This window comes from Pseudomonas sp. DTU12.3, assembly GCF_004124275.1.
Classification (GTDB): Bacteria; Pseudomonadota; Gammaproteobacteria; order Pseudomonadales; family Pseudomonadaceae; genus Aquipseudomonas; species Aquipseudomonas helmanticensis.
This window is the reverse complement of record NZ_CP027218.1, coordinates 3,798,926-3,818,502: the sequence shown is the minus strand read 5'-3', so window position 1 is coordinate 3,818,502 and position 19,577 is coordinate 3,798,926. Positions and strand designations below refer to the sequence as shown.

Below are 19,577 nucleotides of genomic sequence, written 5' to 3'. Positions count from 1 at the left end.
GGCTTGTTCGAAGCGCAGGTGCGGCGTACGCCACAGGCTGTGGCCGTCGTCGCTGGCGAACAGGCATTGAGCTACGCGCAGTTGAACGAGCGCGCCAACCGCTTGGCCCGGCACTTGATCAGCCTCGGTGTGCAAGTGGATTCGCGGGTAGCAATCTGCGTCGAACGCAGCCTGGACATGGTCATCGGTTTGCTGGCGATCAACAAGGCGGGTGCCGGTTATGTGCCGCTGGACCCGGCCTATCCGCCGGAACGCCTCGCCTACATGCTCGAAGACAGCGCGCCGGCCGTGGTGTTGGTGCACGGGGCGACCCGCGAGTTGCTGGGGGATATCAAGGCGGTCGATCTTGACCAGAACACCTGGCAATCCCTGTCCGCCGACAATCCGCAAATCCCGGCGCTGACACCACAACACACTGCCTACGTGATCTACACCTCCGGCTCGACCGGCCAACCGAAAGGCGTGGTCAACGAGCATGCCAGTGTGGTCAACCGTTTGCTGTGGATGCAGGACGCCTATCGCCTGACGGCTGCCGACACGGTGTTGCAGAAAACCCCGTTCAGCTTCGACGTGTCGGTGTGGGAGTTCTTCTGGCCGTTGATGACCGGTGCACGCCTGGTCATGGCGCGGCCGGACGGGCACAAGGATCCGCAATACCTCGCGCAAGTGATCGAAGCCGAAAACATCACCACGCTGCACTTTGTGCCATCGATGCTCGACGTGTTCCTCGCCAACAGCGACACCGCGCGCTGCAGCGGTCTGCGTCAGGTGATGTGCAGCGGCGAGGCGTTGCCGGGCAGTCTGGTGCGGCGCTTCAAACTGCAATTGCCGGGCAGCGGCTTGCACAATCTTTACGGCCCGACCGAAGCGGCCGTCGATGTCACCGCGTGGGACTGCGCCGGTCCGATCGAGCAGACCCCGGACAACACGCCAATCGGCAAACCCATCGCCAACACCCGCATGTACATCCTCGATGCGCAACAGCAACCGGTGCCGCAAGGCGTGATCGGCGAGCTGTACATCGCTGGCGTGCAGGTGGCGCGCGGTTATCTGAACCGGCCTGAGCTGAGTGCCGAACGTTTCCTCGATGATCCTTTCCATCCGAACGGGCGGATGTATCGCACCGGCGACGTCGCGCGATATCGGGCGGACGGCAATATCGAGTACCTGGGGCGTAACGATGATCAGGTGAAGATTCGCGGTCTGCGCATTGAACTGGGTGAAATCCAGGCACGCCTGACCCGGATCGTTGGTGTGCAGGAGGCGGCGGTGCTGGCCCGTGAAGACGTGCCGGGCGACAAACGCCTGGTCGCGTATTACACCGGTGAGCGGCTGGAAATAGACGTACTGCGCGCCCATCTGCTGGAAAATTTGCCGGACTACATGGTGCCCGCCGTGTTCGTGCATCTCGACGCTTTGCCGCTGAGCCCCAACGGCAAACTCGACCGTAAGGCGCTGCCGGCGCCGGATCAGCAATCGCTGCAAACACGCGAATACGAAGCCCCTGTCGGCGACGTCGAAATCACCCTCGCACGGCTCTGGGCCGAGCTGCTCAACGTCGAGCGGGTAGGGCGCCACGACCATTTCTTTGAACTGGGTGGTCACTCATTACTGGCGGTCAGTCTGATCGGCCGGTTGCGTCAGGAAGGCATGGAAGCCGACGTCAGGGCGTTGTTCGAACAACCGACCCTGGCCGGCTACGCCGCAAATACGGAAAGAATGGAGATCGTCCTGTGAATGTGCTCGAACTGTTGGCAACCCTGAAGGCAAAAGACATTCAGTTGGCGGTGGCCGATGAACAATTGCGCGTCAATGGCAACAAACAGGCGTTGAGCGATCCGGCGCTGCTGGCGGCGCTGCGCGAGCACAAACCGGCACTGATCGAACTGATCAAGGCCGGCCAATACTCGGCCAATCGAGCAGGCCAGATCGACGTTCCGGCCAACGGCATTCTTCCCGGCAGTACACACATCACGCCAGCGATGGTGACCCTGGCTGAAGTCGATCAGCCGACCCTCGACCGCTTGATCGCCGACGTACCCGGCGGCGCCGCCAATGTCCAGGATATCTACCCACTGGCGCCGTTGCAGGAAGGCATTCTCTATCACCACGCGAGCAACGAGCAGGGCGATCCGTACGTCATGCAATCGTACTTCGCGTTCAACAGCCGTGAGCGTTTGCAGGATTTCGCCCAAGCGTTGCAAAAGGTCATCGACCGCCACGACATCCTGCGCACGGCGGTGCATTGGGAAGGGCTGGACGTGCCGCTGCAAGTGGTCTGGCGTCAGGCGCAGTTGCCGATGGAAGAAGTCGCGGTGGACGACAGCGAACGCGCTGTACTGCAGCAATTGCACGAGCGCTTCGATGCGCGGCATTACCGTCTCGACGTCAAGTACGCACCGATGATGCGACTGGCCTACGCGTGGGATGAGGACGGCCAGCGCGTGGTCGCGACGTTGTTGTTCCATCACATGGCGCTGGATCACTCGGCGCTCGACGTGGTGCGTCACGAACTGCTCGCCTGCCTTACCGGCCAGGATCAATCGCTCGGGCGCCCGGTGCCGTTTCGCAATTACGTGGCGCAAGCGCGGCTGGGCATCAGCGAAGCCGAACACGAGGCGTTTTTCCGCGAGATGCTCGGTGACATTGCCGAGCCGACGCTGCCGTACGGTTTACAGGATGTGCAGGGCGACGGCCTCGGCATCGCCGAGCTGAGCCTGCCGATCAAACCGCTGCTTGGCCAGCGTCTGCGCGCACAGGCGCGGCAGCTCGGCGTGAGTGCCGCGAGCCTGTTTCACTTGGGTTGGGCGCAGGTATTGGCGGTGCTCACCGGCAAGCACAACGTGGTCTTCGGCACGGTGTTGATGGGACGCATGCAGGGCGCCGAAGCCACTGAGCGTGCACTGGGGATTTTCATCAACACCCTGCCGCTGCGGGTCGATGTCGATGCGCAGGGCGTGCGTGCGGCGGTGGAGGCGACCCACAAACGCCTGACCACGCTGATGCGCCACGAACACGCGCCACTGGCGTTGGCCCAGCGTTGCAGCGGCGTGGTCGCGCCGACGCCGTTGTTCAGCGCGTTGCTCAACTACCGTCACAGCCACACGGCGGCGACCGCGAGTGCCGAGACCCTCGCCGCGTGGCAAGGCATCAGCACGATCAGCTCCGAAGAACGCACCAACTACCCACTGACCCTGAGCGTCGATGATTTCGGCGATGCCTTCAGCCTGACGTTGCTGGCGACCACCGAGGTCGATCCACAGCGCCTCTGCGATTACCTGCACTGCGCGCTGGAAAGTCTGGTGCTGGCGCTGGAGCAGGCGCCCGATACCGCGATCAACCGATTGCCGATTCTGCCGGCGGCCGAGCGCGAGCAAGTGTTGATGGCGTTCAATGCCAGCCACGCTGATTTTCCGGCGATGTTGACCATTGCCCAACGTTTCGAGGCGCAAGCGGCGCAGCGACCAGAAGCGCTGGCAGCACAATTCTTGGGTGAGCAACTGAGCTATGGCGAGCTCAACCGACAGGCCAACGTCTTGGCCCATCATCTGATCGCGCTAGGGGTGAAGCCCGACGATCGCGTCGCCATCGTCGCCCGCCGAGGCCTCGACACGCTGGTCGGGCTGGTGGCAATTCTCAAGGCGGGCGCCGGTTATGTACCGGTCGACCCGGCGCACCCGGCCGAGCGGCTGCACTACTTGCTCAGCGACAGTGCGCCGGTTGCCGTGCTGACACAGAACACTCTGCGTGAGCGCTTGCCGGCGTTGCAGGTGCCGGTGATCGATCTCGATCCACTGAGCTGGCCGCTCAGCGAAGCCGATGATCCGCACGTCCCGGGCCTGACTGCCGCGCACCTGGCCTACGTGATCTACACCTCAGGTTCCACCGGCCTGCCCAAAGGGGTGATGGTCGAACACCGCACCTTGTCGAATCTGGTCGATTGGCATTGCAGCGCGTTTGACCTGTGCGCCGGTCGCCACACTTCAAGTCTTGCCGGCTTCGGTTTCGACGCCATGGCCTGGGAAGTCTGGCCGGCGTTGTGTGCCGGCGCGACCCTGCACCTGGCCCCGACTCACGAAGGCACCGAGGACATCGATGCACTGCTCGACTGGTGGCGCGCGCAACCGCTGGACGTGAGTTTTCTGCCGACGCCCGTCGCCGAATACGCCTTCAGCCAGAACCTCGAACACCCGACGTTGCGCACGCTGCTGATCGGTGGCGACCGCTTGCGCCAGTTCAGCCGCAATCAGCAATTCGACGTGATCAACAACTACGGTCCGACCGAAGCCACCGTTGTCGCGACCTCAGGGCGAATCGAGGCGGGCGACGCCTTGCACATCGGCAAACCGGTGGCCAACGCCACGATGTACCTGCTCGATGAACAGCAGCGTCCGGTACCGATTGGCGTCATGGGCGAGTTGTACGTCGGCGGCGCCGGGGTCGCGCGCGGTTATTTGAACCGCGCCGATCTGAGCGCCGAGCGCTTCCTGCATGACCCGTTCAGCCCCGTGCCGAACGCGCGCATGTATCGCACCGGCGACCTCGCACGGTGGCGCGCCGACGGCACCATTGAATACCTGGGGCGTAACGACGATCAGGTGAAAATCCGTGGCGTGCGCATCGAACTCGGCGAAATCGAAACTCGCCTCAATCAGTTGCCCGGCATTCAGGAAGCCGTGCTGCTGGCGCGCGAAGATCAACCCGGTCAGCCGCGCCTGGTGGCCTATTTCACCGAGCAGAGCCAGGTCGAACCGCTGGCCGTGGCCGAGTTGCGCGCGCACCTGCTGACCCAGTTGCCGGAGTACATGGTGCCGGTGGCCTTCGTCCGGCTCGACGCACTGCCATTGACCGCCAATGGCAAGGTCGACCGCAAAGCCCTGCCGAAACCCGAGCGTGCGGCGCTGTTCACCCGCGAATACGAGGCGCCGCTTAATGAGCTGGAAAGTGCCTTGGCGCAGATCTGGGCGCAGGTGCTGCAAGTCGAGCGAGTAGGTCGTCAGGATCACTTCTTCGAACTCGGCGGCCATTCACTGTTGGCCATGCGCATGGTGTCCCAGGTTCGCCAGCGCCTTGGCGTCGAACTGGCGCTGGGTGATCTGTTTGCCAACGCCGAACTGGCGGCGGTCGCCGAGGCCGTGGCGCAGGCCGGGCGCAGCACGCAACCGGAGATTATCGCAGTGGCCCGTGACGGCGCCTTGCCGCTGTCATTCGCTCAGCAACGCTTGTGGTTTCTGGCGCAAATGGAAGGCGCCAACACCGCCTACAACATTCCCATCGGCCTGCGTCTGCGCGGCCAACTGAATGAGCCTGCGCTGCAACAAGCCTTGGCGCGCATCGTCGCGCGGCATGAAACCCTGCGCAGCCGTTTTGCCCAGTTCAATGATCAGGCGCAAGTACTGATCGCCCCGCTCGACAGCGGTCTGCTGCTGCGCGTCGAGGACCTGCGCCAGCATCCGCAACCCGACGAAACCTTGCAGGCGCTGATTCAGGGCGAGGCTTCAGGGCCGTTCGATTTGCAGGACGATGCGCTGATTCGCGGTCGCTTGGTGCGCCTCGCCGACGATCATCATGTGCTGTTGCTGACCCTGCACCACATCATCTCCGATGGCTGGTCGATGGGGATTCTGACCCGTGAACTGATGGCGTTGTATCAAGCGTTCAGCCATGGCCAGCCGGATCCGCTACCGCCGCTGGCGCTGCAATACACCGACTACGCGGTGTGGCAGCGGCGCTGGCTCAGTGGCGAGGTGTTGCAGCGCCAAAGTGAATATTGGCAACAGACCCTGGCCGGCGCGCCGGCACTGTTGACGCTGCCGACCGACCGCGTGCGCCCGGCACAGCAGGATTACGCCGGCAGCACCGTCGACGTGGTACTCGATGAACGCCTGAGTGCCGGACTCAAGGCTTTGGCCCAGCGTCACGGTGTGACGATGTACATGCTCATGCTCAGTGCCTGGGCGAGTCTGTTGAGTCGTTTGTCCGGGCAATCGGAAGTGGTCATCGGCTCGCCGGTGGCCAACCGCACTCGTGCCGAGATCGAAGGCCTGATCGGCATGTTCGTCAACACCCTGGCCCTGCGTATCGATACGTCGGGTGAGTTGAGCAGCGAAGCGCTGCTGGCGCGGGTCAAGGCGCGGACACTGCAAGCGCAGGCCCATCAGGACCTGCCGTTCGAACAAGTGGTGGAAATCACCAAACCTGCGCGCAGCATGGCGCACAGCCCGTTGTTTCAGGTGATGTTCAGTTGGGACAGCGGCCATGGCGCCAGTCTGAGCCTCGGCGATCTGACCCTGGAAAGCGTCGCCGAACCGAGCCACTTCGCCAAATTCGATCTGTCGCTGACTTTGGCAGACGCGCCGGGCGGGATTCGCGGTGTGCTGGAGTACGCGATTGCCCTGTTCGACGAATCGACCATTGAGCGTTATGTCGGCTACTTCCAGCGACTGTTGCAGGCGATGGTCAGCAACGATCAAGCGGTACTGGATCAGGTCGCGTTGTTGGCGGACGACGAACGTCAGCATCTGCTGGTTGATCTGAACGACACCGCCGTCAAACACGATCTTGAGCAGACCGTTCACGGTCGTTTCGAGGCGCAGGTGTTGCGCACGCCCGACGCTGACGCCGTGGTAGCCGGTGAGCTGCGCTTGAGTTACGCCGAGTTGAACCGCCGCGCCAACCGACTCGCCCATCACCTGCGCCAGTGCGGTGTAGATCGCGATGCGCGGGTGGCGATCTGCGTCGAGCGCGGGCCGCAACTGCTGGTCGGTCTACTGGCGATTCTCAAGGCCGGCGGCGCTTATGTGCCGCTGGACCCCAGTTATCCCGCCGAGCGTCTGGCGTACATGCTCGAGGACAGCGCGCCCGTGGCGGCGCTGGTGCATGCGCCGACGCGCGTGTTGATCGGCGAGTGGGCCGGCGTGTTGGTCGATTTCGACCAGTGCACCTGGCAAGACCTTGAACCGAGTAATCCGCAGGTGCCGGACCTGAGCGCCGCGAACCTGGCTTATGTGATTTACACCTCCGGTTCCACCGGCACCCCGAAAGGCGTGATGGTCGAGCATCGTAATCTGGGCAATCTTCTGCACTGGAGCGCCAACCTGTGCCCGCTGGCGAGCGGTGCTGCGCTGTTGCAGAAAACCCCGTTGAGTTTCGATGCCTCGGTGTGGGAGCTGTTCTGGCCGTTGACCAGCGGCATGCGCCTGGTCCTCGCCGGCCCGGACGAGCACCGCGATCCGGCCGCGCTGGTGCAGTTGATTCGTCAGCAACAGGTCAATGTCATCCAGTTCGTACCGGCGCTGTTGCAGCAGTTCCTTGAAGAGCAAGCAGTCGGTGAATGCCGCAGCCTGACCGATGTGTTCTGTGGTGGCGGTGAGCTGACAGCCGCATTGGTGCGCAGCGTGCGCGAGCGCCTGCCGCAGGTGCGCCTGCACAACGTTTATGGCCCGACTGAAGCCACCGTTGACAGCACGGTGTGGACGCTGGAGCCCGATTCGCCGGTACCGGAAGGCACGCCGCCGATCGGCAAACCGCTGTGCAATACCCGCGTGTATATCCTCGATGCTCATCAGCAACCGGTGCCATTCGGCGTGGTCGGGGAGATGTATCTCGGCGGCGTGCAGGTGGCGCGGGGTTATCTGCATCGGCCTGAGCTGACGGCCGAACGCTTCCTCGACGACCCGTTCAGCGATCAGCCAGGCGCGCGTCTGTACCGCACCGGCGACGTTGCGCGTTACCTGGCCGATGGCAACATCGAGTACCTGGGGCGCAATGACGATCAGGTCAAGATCCGTGGTTTGCGCATCGAACTGGGCGAGATCCAGGCGCATCTGGCGCACATCGACGGCGTGCGCGAAGCGGCGGTGCTGGCCCGTGAAGATGTGCCGGGCGATCAGCGTCTGGTCGCGTACTACAGCGGCGAGCCGCTGGACATCGATCAGCTGCGCAGTCAACTGCTCAAGCATTTGCCGGACTACATGGTGCCTGCGCTGTTTGTGCATCTGCCGGCCTTGCCACTGAGCCCCAACGGCAAACTCGATCGCCAGGCCTTGCCGGCCCCTGACCATTCGGCGCTGCTGACCCGCGCGTACGAAGCCCCGGTCGGTGAAATCGAGACCGTGATTGCAGGGATCTGGGCCGAGTTGCTCAAGGTCGAGCGAGTAGGGCGCTTCGATCATTTCTTCGAACTGGGCGGCCATTCGTTGCTGGCGGTCAATCTGGTTGCGCGCATGCGCCGCGCCGGGCTGTCGGCGGATATTCGCGTGCTGTTCGGCCAACCGACGCTGGCCGCGCTGGCGGCGGCAGTGGGCGGGGAGCCTGAAGCGGCGGTGCCGGCAAACCTGATTCCGGCCGATTGCCCGCGCATCACCCCCGAACTTCTGCCGCTGGTGGCGCTGGATCAAGCGACGATCGACCGGATCGTCGCGAGTGTTCCCGGCGGTGCGCGCAACGTGCAGGACATCTATCCGCTGGCGCCGTTGCAGACCGGCATCCTGTTCCATCATCTGTCAGCCGCGCAGGGCGATCCGTACGTGTTGCAGGCGCAGTTTGCCTTCGCCGATGAACAGCGTTTGCAAGCCTTCACCGACGCCCTGCAACGGGTGATCGAGCGCCACGACATTCTGCGTACTTCGCTGTTCTGGGAAGGTCTCGACGAGCCGGTGCAAGTGGTCTGGCGTCAGGCTTCGCTGAGCTGCGAGGCATTGCAACTGGACGCCGAAGCAGGCGATGCACTGAGCCGGTTGCATGCGCGATTCACCGTCGATACCTACCGTATGCCGGTTACCGAAGCTCCGCTGATGCGCATGGTCTACAGCCGCGATGCAGCCCGTCAACGTGTGGTGGCATTGCTGCTGTTCCATCACCTGGTGATGGATCACGTCGCGCTCGAAGTGCTGCAGCACGAGATGCAGGCGTTTCTGCTGGGCAATGCCGAGCAATTGAGCGAGCCGGTGCCGTACCGCAATTACGTGGCGCACACCCGCTCCGGGCTGAGCGAACAAGAGCACCAAAGCTTTTTCAGCGAGATGCTCGGCGCTGTTGATGAACCGACTTTGCCGTATGGTCAGCAACGGGTCGACGACGCGCCAGCGCAAGAGGCGCAGTTGGCGTTGCCACATTCGCTGAGCCACAGCGTGCGGCAACAGGCGCGACGCCTGGGTGTCAGCGCCGCCAGCCTGATGCACCTCGCCTGGGCGCAGGTGCTGGGGCAATTGTCCGGGCGCGACGCCGTGGTATTCGGCACGGTGTTGCTCGGCCGATTGCAGGGTGGTGAAGGCTCGGAGCGTGCGCTTGGGGTGTTCATCAACACCTTGCCGTTGTGCATCGAACTCAATGCGCACAGCGTCAAAGGCGCCGCGTTGGCGACCCATGAACGCCTGAGTCAGTTGCTCGCCCACGAGCATGCGCAACTGGCACAGGTGCAACAGTGCAGCGCCATGCCGACGGGCACGCCGCTGTTCAGCACGCTGCTCAATTATCGTCACAGCACCCCGATCGGGCCGATATCCGCCGAGGTGCAAGCGGCGTGGCACGGCATGCAACTGCTCGATGCCGAGGAACACAGCAACTATCGCCTGACCCTCAGCGTTGATGATCTCGGTGAAGACTTCCGCCTGAAGGTATTGGCCGGGGCCGGCATTGATGCGCTGCGTATCTGCGGCTACATGCAGGCTGCGTTGATGACTTTGCTGGAGGCGCTGGAGCATACGCCGCACGCAGGCTTTGATCGCTTGTCGATCCTGCCGGCAGCAGAGCGCGAACAGTTGCTGGTGCGCTTCAATGCAACCGAGGCCGATTACTCGCGTGGACTGACGATTGCCCAGCGCTTCGAGTCGCAGGTCGCCGAGCGTCCGCAGGCCGTGGCCGCGGTGTTTGGCGGACAGCCACTGACTTACTTGCAGCTCAATCGCCAGGCCAATGCGTTGGCGCATCACTTGATCGAATTGGGCGTGAAACCGGATGACCGCGTGGCCATCGTCGCCCGCCGTGGACTGGATACGCTGGTCGGTCTGGTCGCCATTCTCAAGGCCGGCGCCGGCTATGTGCCGATCGATCCGGCGCATCCCGCCGAGCGGATCAGCTATTTGTTGAACGACAGCGCACCGGTCGCGGTGCTCACGCAAAGCGATCTGCACCAGAGACTGCCGTTGCTGAGCGTGCCAGTGATCGATGTCGACCTGAGCGCATGGCCGGCGCACGCGCAGCACAACCCTCTGGTACCAGACTTGACGGTCAAGCACCTGGCGTACGTGATCTACACCTCGGGTTCCACCGGCCTGCCAAAAGGGGTCATGGTCGAGCATCAGACGCTGTCCAACCTGGTCGACTGGCATTGTGAAACGTTCGATTTACGCGCCGGCAACCACACCTCCAGTCTTGCTGGCTTCGGTTTCGATGCGATGGCGTGGGAAGTCTGGCCGGCCCTGTGCGCGGGCGCGACTTTGCACCTGGCACCGACCCATGACGGCGCTGAAGACATCGATGCGTTGCTCGACTGGTGGCGCGCGCAACCGCTGGACGTGAGCTTTTTGCCGACACCGGTCGCCGAATACGCGTTCAGCCAGAACCTTGATCATCCGACCTTGCGCACCTTGCTGATCGGTGGCGATCGCTTGCGTCAGTTCAGCCGTCAGCAGCGCTTCGCCGTGATCAACAACTACGGCCCGACCGAGGCCACCGTGGTCGCCACCTCCGGGCATGTCGAAGTGGGCGCGGCGTTGCACATCGGCAAACCGGTGGCGAACGCGGCGGTTTATTTGCTCGACGAGCAGCAACGCCCGGTGCCAATGGGCGTGATGGGCGAGTTGTACGTCGGTGGCGCGGGCGTGGCCCGGGGTTATCTGAACCGCGCCGACCTGACCGCCGAACGTTTCCTGCACGACCCGTTCAGCCGCGCGCCGAATGCGCGCATGTACCGCACCGGTGACCTTGCCCGCTGGCGCGAAGACGGCTCGCTCGACTATCTGGGGCGTAACGACGATCAGGTAAAAATCCGTGGCATGCGCATCGAGTTGGGCGAAATCGAGACCCGCCTCAATCAGCTCCCCGGTATCAACGAGGCGGTGCTGCTGGCCCGCGAGGACCAGCCCGGTCAGCCGCGACTGGTGGCGTATTTCACCGAACAAACGGGGGCCGAGCCACTGGCAGTGGGCAACTTGCGCGAGCATCTGTTGGCGCAGTTGCCGGACTACATGGTGCCGGCGGCGTTTGTCCGGCTCGAGGCTTTGCCGTTGACCGCCAATGGCAAGGTCGACCGTAAGGCTTTACCGAAGCCGGATCTGGCCGCGCTGCCGACCCGTGAATACGTGGCGCCGCAAGGCGAGCTGGAAACCGCGCTGGCGCAGATCTGGGCCGAAGTGCTGCAAGTCGGGCAGGTCGGCCGTCACGATCACTTTTTTGAACTTGGCGGTCATTCGCTGTTGGCGATGCGCATGGTCTCGCTGATCCGTCAGCGCCTCGGCGTCGAACTGGCGCTGAGTGAGCTGTTTGCCGACGCCCAATTGAGCGCCGTCGCCGCAGTATTGAACCGCGCCGGGCGCAGCACGCTAGCGGACATTGTGCCGGCACCGCGCGACCAAGCGCTGCCGATGTCTTTCGCCCAACAACGCCTGTGGTTCCTGGCGCAGATGGCCGGTGGCAACTCGGCATACAACATCCCTGTCGCCTTGCGCTTGCGCGGGCACCTCGACGTCGATGCCCTGCAAGCGGCGCTGGCGCAGATCGTGGCCCGCCACGAAACCCTGCGCAGCCGTTTCATCCGCATCGACGACACCGCGCAGGTGTCGATTGCCCCGGTCGACAGCGGTTTGCTCTTGCGCATGGAAGACCTGCGCCAAGACTTGCAAGGTGAACTCACCTTGCAGGGATTGATGGCGCAAGAAGCCTCGGCAGCGTTCGATCTGCAGAACGATCAACTGATTCGCGGACAACTGGTGCGTCTGGCCGACGAGCATCATGTGCTGCTGTTGACCGTGCATCACATCGTCGCCGATGGCTGGTCGATGGGTGTGCTGACCGCTGAGTTGATGGCGTTGTATCAAGCGTTCAGCCAGGGTCAGCCTGACCCGCTGCCAGCCCTGACCCTGCAATACGGCGACTACGCCGTATGGCAACGGCGCTGGCTCAGCGGTGAAGTATTGCAACGGCAAAGCCATTACTGGCAGCAGACCCTCGATGGCGCGCCGGCCTTGTTGACGCTGCCCACCGATCGCCCGCGACCGGCGCAACAGGATTACACCGGCGGCAACGTCGAAGTGCTGCTGGACCCGCGCCTGAGCGCAGGGCTCAAGGCCTTGAGCCAACGTCATGGCGTGACACTGTTCATGACCGTTATGAGCGCCTGGGCATCGCTGATGAGTCGCCTGTCCGGGCAGACCGATGTGCTGATCGGTGCACCGGTGGCCAACCGCAGCCGCGCGGAACTCGAAGGCTTGATCGGCATGTTCGTCAACACGCTGGCCTTGCGCATCGACACCTCGGGCGCACCGAGCGTCGAAGCGCTGCTGGCACAGGTCAAGGCGCGGACACTGGCGGCGCAGGCGCATCAGGATCTGCCCTTCGAACAAGTGGTGGAAATCGCCCGACCGCTGCGCAGTCTGGCGCACAGCCCGCTGTTCCAGACCACACTGAACTGGGACGGCAGCGTCGGCCCGCAACTGGCGCTGGGCGAGCTGACGCTGGAAGGCGTTGCCGGGCCGGGCGATGTCGCCAAGTTTGACCTGACGCTGACACTGGGCGAGGTCAACGGGGTGATTCGCGGCTCGCTGAACTACGCCACGGCGCTGTTCGATGCATCGACGATCGAGCGCTACATCAGCTACTTGCAGTGCTTGCTTGAGGCGATGATCAGCAACGATCAAACGGTGTTGGAGCAGGTGCCGTTGCTGGCAGCGGATGAGCGCAAGCGCTTGCTGCGTGACTTCAACGCCACGGCGCGCGATTACCCGCAAACACTGACCGTGCACGGGGTTTTCCAGCAGCAGGCTGCGGCGCATCCAAAAGCCGTGGCGGCGGTGCAGGGTGCGCATTCGCTGAGCTACTTCGAGCTGAACGCGCAGGCCAACCGCCTGGCCCATCACCTGATCGCACACGGCGTACAACCGGGTGACCACGTGGCGATCCTGTTGCCGCGTTCGCTGGAGCTGCTGGTGGCGCAACTGGCCATTGCCAAGTGCGCGGCGGCCTATGTGCCGCTGGACATCAATGCGCCGAGCGAGCGTCAGGCGTTCATGGTCGAGGACTGTCAGGCGCTGGCGCTGCTGACCTTGAGTAGCGAAGTCATCGACTACGCCGCGCCGCGCATCGATCTCGACACGCTGACCCTTAACGGCCAGCCGACGCATAACCCCAACCTGGTGCAGTCTTCCGAAACACTGGCGTACATCATGTACACCTCCGGTTCCACCGGCACGCCGAAAGGGGTGATGGTGCCGCATCGGGGCATCGGTCGGTTGGTGCTCAACAACGGTTACGCCGATTTCACTGCGCAGGATCGTGTGGTGTTCGCCTCGAACCCGGCGTTCGATGCGAGCACCATGGACATTTGGGGGCCGCTGCTCAATGGCGGTCGCGTGGTGATCATCGACCATCAAACCCTGCTCGATCCGAATGCCTTCGGCCGTGAACTGAGCGCCAGTGGCGCGACGATCCTGTTCGTCACCACCGCGCTGTTCAACCAGTACGTGCAACTGATCCCGCAGGCGCTCAAAGGCTTGCGGATTCTGCTGTGCGGCGGTGAGCGTGGCGATCCGGCGGCGTTCCGGCGCCTGCTGGCCGAGGCCCCCGCATTGCGCATCGTGCATTGCTACGGCCCGACCGAAACCACCACCTACGCGACAACCTTTGCCGTGTGCGAAGTGGCGGAACACGCCGACAGCGTGCCGATTGGCGGGCCAATCGGCAACACCCAGGTCTACGTACTCGACGCGTACCAGCATCCGGTGCCGATGGGCGTGACCGGCGAGCTGTACATCGGCGGGGAGGGCGTGGCACTGGGTTACCTGAACCGACCGGATCTGACCGCCGAGAAATTCCTCCGCGATCCGTTCAGTGATAAGCCTGGCGCGTTGCTCTACCGCACCGGCGACCTCGTACGCTGGCTGGCGCCGGGGCAACTCGATTGCATCGGCCGCAACGACGATCAGGTGAAGATCCGTGGCTTCCGCATCGAACTGGGTGAAATCGAGAATCGCCTGCTGAACTGCCCGGGGATTAAAGAGGCGGTGGTGCTGGCGCGTCGTGTCGGTCAGGACGCCACGCGTCTGGTGGCTTACTACACCGCGCACGATGGCGTCTTGGACAGCGCCGAACTGCACGCACAGTTGCACGCACGACTGCCGGAATACATGGTGCCGACGGCGTGGGTGCAACTCGATGTGTTGCCGTTGAACAACAACGGCAAGGTCGACCGCAAGGCACTGCCGGCACCGACGCAGGAGGCGCTGCTCAGTCGGGTTTACGAGGCGCCGGCCAATCCACTGGAAATCAGCCTCGCACAGGTCTGGGCCGAGGTGTTGCAGGTCGAACAGGTCGGCCGCCACGACAACTTCTTCGAACTCGGCGGCCACTCGTTGCTGGCGATGCGCATGCTGTCCCGGGTGCGTGAGCAATTGGGAGTGGAACTGGCGCTGGCCGATCTGTTCGCCAATCCGCAGCTGGCGGCGGTCGCCGAGGTCTTGAGTCAGGCCGAACGCAGCAGCTTGCCGCCGATTCTGCCGGCGCCGCGAGATCAGGCGTTGCCGCTGTCGTTCGCCCAGCAACGTTTGTGGTTCCTCGCGCAGATGGACGGCGGCAACACCGCCTACAACATTCCTCTGGGCCTGCACCTGCGTGGCCGACTCGACGCCGTGGCCCTGCAACGGGCATTGGCGCGGATCGTCGCGCGTCACGAAAGCCTGCGCAGCCGTTTCGCGCAATTCAACGACGAAGCACAGATGCTGATTGCCCCGGTCGACAGTGGCTTGCCGCTGATTGAGCAAGATTGGCGCCAACACCCGCAGAGCGAGGAAGCCTTGCGCACATTGCTCGACACGGAGGCACGCGGGCCTTTCAATTTGCAGGATGAACCGCTGATTCGCGGACGTCTGGTACGTCTGGCCGATGATCACCATGTGCTGATGCTGACCATGCACCACATCATCTCCGACGGCTGGTCGATGGGCGTGCTGACCCGCGAATTGATGGCGCTGTATCAGGCGTTCAGCCACGGCGAGGACGATCCGCTACCACCGTTGGCCCTGCAATACGCCGACTACGCGGTGTGGCAGCGGCGCTGGCTCAGCGGCGAGGTGTTACAACGCCAGAGCGATTACTGGCAGCAGACGCTGGCCGGCGCGCCAGCCTTGTTGAGCCTGCCGACTGACCGTCCGCGTCCGGCACAACAGGATCACCACGGCGGCAGTGTCGAAATCGTGCTGGACGAACAGACCAGCGCCGCTCTCAAGGCGCTGTGTCAGCGTCACGCCGTGACGCCGTACATGGTCATCATGAGCGCGTGGGCGATGTTGCTCGCTCGCCTGTCCGGACAGTCCGATGTGGTGGTCGGCTCGCCGGTGGCCAACCGTACCCGCGCCGAGATCGAGGGGCTGATCGGCATGTTCGTCAACACCCTGGCGCTGCGTATCGATACCTCAGGCGATCTGACGGGGGCAGCGCTGCTGGCGCGGGTCAAAGCGCAAACGCTGGCGGCGCAGGCGCATCAGGACCTGCCGTTCGAGCACGTGGTGGAAATTACCCGGCCGCTGCGCAGCCTCGCCCACACACCGTTGTTCCAGACGCTGCTGAGCTGGGACAGTAGCGTCGCGCCGGCCCTGGCACTGGGTGGCCTGACGCTGGAAGGTGTCGCTGGGGAAAATCACTTCGTGAAGTTCGACCTGTCGCTGAGCCTCGGTGAAACTGCGCAAGGCGTTCGCGGCTCGCTGCGCTACGCCACGGCGTTGTTCGATGAGTCGACGGTGCAGCGTTTTGTCGGTTACTTCCAGCGCTTGCTGGCAGCGCTGGTCAGCGATGACCAGGCGAAACTGGCGCAGGTCAATCTGCTGGCGGCGAATGAGCAGCAGCGCCTGCTCGGCGAGTTCAATGCGACTGCGCTCGATTGCCCGGTCGAGCAGCCGATTCAAAGCCTGTTCGAAGCACAGGTGCAGCGTCAGCCGGACGCCATTGCCGTGCAGGCTGGCGACCACCGCCTGACGTATCGTGAGTTGAATGCCCGCGCCAATCGACTCGCGCATCATCTGCGCGAGCAAGGCGTTGGGCCGGATGCGCGGGTGGCGCTGTGTGTCGAGCGTGGGCTAGATCTGGTGGTGGGGTTGCTTGGCATTCTCAAGGCCGGTGGCGCATATGTGCCGCTGGATCCGGCTTATCCAGCGGAGCGCCTCGATTTCATGCTCAGGGACTGCGCGCCGACGGCGGTGTTGGTACACACCGCCACCCGATCGCTGTTCGCCGCGACCGATGCGCTGTTGATCGATTTCGACCAATGCAGCTGGCATGACCAGTCGCAAAACAATCCGCAAGTTCCCGGCCTGAGTGCTTCGAATCTGGCCTACATGATCTACACCTCGGGTTCGACCGGCACGCCAAAAGGCGTAATGCTCGAGCATCGTGGCCTGTGCAATCTGGTGCATTGGGGGTCGAAGATCTGCCCGCCGACCGCAGACGGCGCGCTGTTGCAGAAGGCGCCTTTCAGTTTCGACGGTTCGGTGTGGGAGTTCTTCTGGCCGCTGACGGCGGGTGTGCGTCTGGTATTGGCACGGCCGGGCGGCCACCGGGAACCGGCGTATCTGGCGCAAGTGATTCGTCAGCAACGGGTTACGGTGGTCAAGTTTGTGCCGGCACTGTTGCAGCAATTTCTTGAATTGCAGGAGGTCAGTGAGTGCACCAGCCTCACCGATGTGTTCTGTGGCGGCGGTGAACTGACGGCGGCGCTGGCCGCTGCTGTGCGCCAGCACCTGCCGTGGGTGCGCCTGCATAACGTCTATGGCCCGACCGAAGCCACGGTCGACAGCACGGCATGGACGCTGGAGCCGCACATGGCCGTGCCGACATCGGAGTTGCCGATCGGCAAAGCCATCTGCAACACCCGCCTGTATGTACTCGATGCGCATGACCAGGTTGTGCCGCTCGGCGTCGTCGGCCAGTTGCACATCGGCGGGGTCGGCGTGGCGCGAGGGTATATGGGACTGCCGCAGATGCAGGCCGAGCGCTTTATCGACAGTCCGTTCGTGGTCGGTGATCGCTTGTACCGCACCGGCGATCTGGTGCGTTACCGCGCGGACGGCAACCTCGAATTCCTCGGGCGCAATGACTTCCAGGTCAAGCTGCATGGCTTGCGCCTGGAACTCGGTGAAATCGAAGCGCGGTTGATCCAGCACCCGGATGTGCGCGAGGTGGTGGTGCTGATGCGTGACGAGCGTCTGGTCGCCTATTTCACTACGGTTAATGGCAGTGCTGTACCGGCGATCGACACGCTGCGCGCGTTCATCCTCGAACAATTGCCCGAGTACATGGTGCCGGGCGCGTTTGTCGCGCTCGATGTTTTGCCGTTGAGTCCCAACGGCAAGATCGACCGTCAGGCGCTGCCGGCACCGGGCCTCGACGCCGTGCTCAGCCGCCACTACGAAGCGCCCCAAGGCGAGGTCGAAACCGTGCTGGCGCGGATCTGGGGCGAGGTACTGAATGTCGAGCAGGTCGGCCGTCACGACAATTTCTTTGAATTGGGCGGGCATTCATTGCTGGCGATTCGTCTGGTCAGTCTGCTGCAGCGTGCAGGGCAACAGGTGACGCTGGCGGAGCTGTTCCAGCGGCCGAGCATCGAATCACTGGCGGCGCTGATCAGTCAGCGCAGTGGTGTGCCCGAGCAACCGGAAGGACTGGTCGTGGTGCGACCGGGAGAGGGCGGTCATGCGCTGTTCCTGATCCATGAGTTCAGCGGCCGCGATGTGTATTTCCCGGCATTGGGTTTGCACATCGACGGGCAGTTCCCGATTTACGGCTTGCCCGGTGTGCCGCTGTGGCAGCCGCAACTGCGCACCCTTGAATGCATGGCCGCGCGGATGGTCGGGATCATCCGCTCGGTGCAGCCGCACGGCCCTTACCGTCTGGCCGGGTGGTCGTTTGGTGGCTTGCTGGCCTATGAAATCGCGCAGCAACTGCTCGGTCTCGATGAGGCCGTGGCGTTTGTCGGCCTGCTCGATACTTACGCGCCGCACCCGGTCAGCCAGAATAAAACCCGCTGGAGTGGCGAGCATCGCGACAAACGTCAATTGCTCGAACATTGCCGTGCGCGTTCGCAGATGCGCGGTGCAGAAGGGCAGCAAGCGTTGACTGAGGTAGAGACGCTGGAGGCGGAAGTCGAACTTATTGCCTTCGACGATTTGTTTCGGCGCTGCTGCGAACAGCAACTGCCGGACCCGGAACTGGCTGCACTGAGCGCAGCGCAGGCCTGGAGTTACTTTGATCGTGAGGCCGCCCATGGCCTGGCGCTGGCGCATTACCGGCTCGCGCCGGCCAGTCAGCCGGTGCACCTGTTCCGCGCTCAGGGGCTGATGCCGGGGCAGGCACAACCGAGTCCGACCCGAGGCTGGGAAACCAGGGTCGCCACAGGTTTGCTGCGCTGCATTGATGTGCCGGGTGATCACCGCAGCATGATGAAAACCCCGGAGATCGAGGCGCTCGGCCATGCCCTGAGTCAGGCCCTGTCGGCGGCGCAGGCTCCGCAGCCACAGGCCTATCAGCCACTGTTGACGATTCAGAGCGGGCACCCCGGGCATGCGCCGATCTTTTGCGTGCCGGGGGCGGGTGACAGTGTCACCGGGTTCATTCACCTGACCGAAGCACTCGGCCCGGAATGGCCGATTTTCGGTCTGCAACCGCGCGGGCTCGATGGCAGCGGCGTGCCGCACAGTCAGGTCGAGGCGGCGGCGCGGTGTTATCTGCACGCCGTCGAGCAGTTGTACCCGCAAGGCGCGGTGCACCTGATCGGCCATTCGTTCGGCGGCTGGGTCGTGCATGCCATGGCCGCGCAGTTGCAGGCGGCCGGACGAGAAGTGGCGTCGTTGACCCTGATCGACAGCGAAGCCCCCGGTGGCAACGGCACGGCGGGCAAACCGTACACGACGACCGCCGCGCTGCAACGTTTGATCGAGACGTTGCAGCTGTCCAGCGGCAAGTCTCTGGGCATCGATCCGCAAGCGTTTGCCGAGGCTGACGAGTCTGCGCAAATGCGCCTGTTGCACCAAGGCATGGTGCGCGCCGGTGTGTTGTCGGCGCGTTCATCGGAGCAGGCGATGCACGGCCCGGTCCGCACCTTTGCGACGGCACTGCGCACGGTCTATCAACCGCAATTGGCCTACACCGGGCCGGTGCGGCTGGCGCTGGTCGATGACCCGACGCTGGATGCGTGGGGCAATCAGCGCGAGCAAGCGGCGATGGTTGAGGGTTGGCAGCGCCAGGTCGCGGATCTGGCGGTGTGGTACGGGCCGGGCAACCATTTCACGATTCTCAAGGCGCCCAACGTCTTCAGTTTCGCGGCGTGGTGGCATGACGGCCGGAAAGTGCCGGCGGGCGAAATATTGTCCTGA

2 protein-coding genes (1 of these 2 cut by a window edge) are annotated in these 19,577 nt (G+C 63.7%); both read left to right on the top strand.

Translation table 11 applies throughout. From position 1 onward, the window contains the following. Positions 1–1,737 carry the final stretch of a non-ribosomal peptide synthetase gene (locus C2E19_RS17290; protein ID WP_129394309.1) on the top strand. It extends 11,274 nt beyond the left edge of the window, so 1,737 of the gene's 13,011 nt are visible here — the last part of the coding sequence; the start codon falls outside the window, past its left edge; its stop codon occupies positions 1,735–1,737. After that, the gene (locus C2E19_RS17285; protein WP_129394308.1) at positions 1,734–19,577 is read left to right on the top strand and encodes a non-ribosomal peptide synthase/polyketide synthase; all 17,844 of its coding nucleotides are present in this window, start codon (positions 1,734–1,736) and stop codon (positions 19,575–19,577) included. The genes C2E19_RS17290 and C2E19_RS17285 overlap by 4 nt, the downstream gene beginning before the upstream one ends.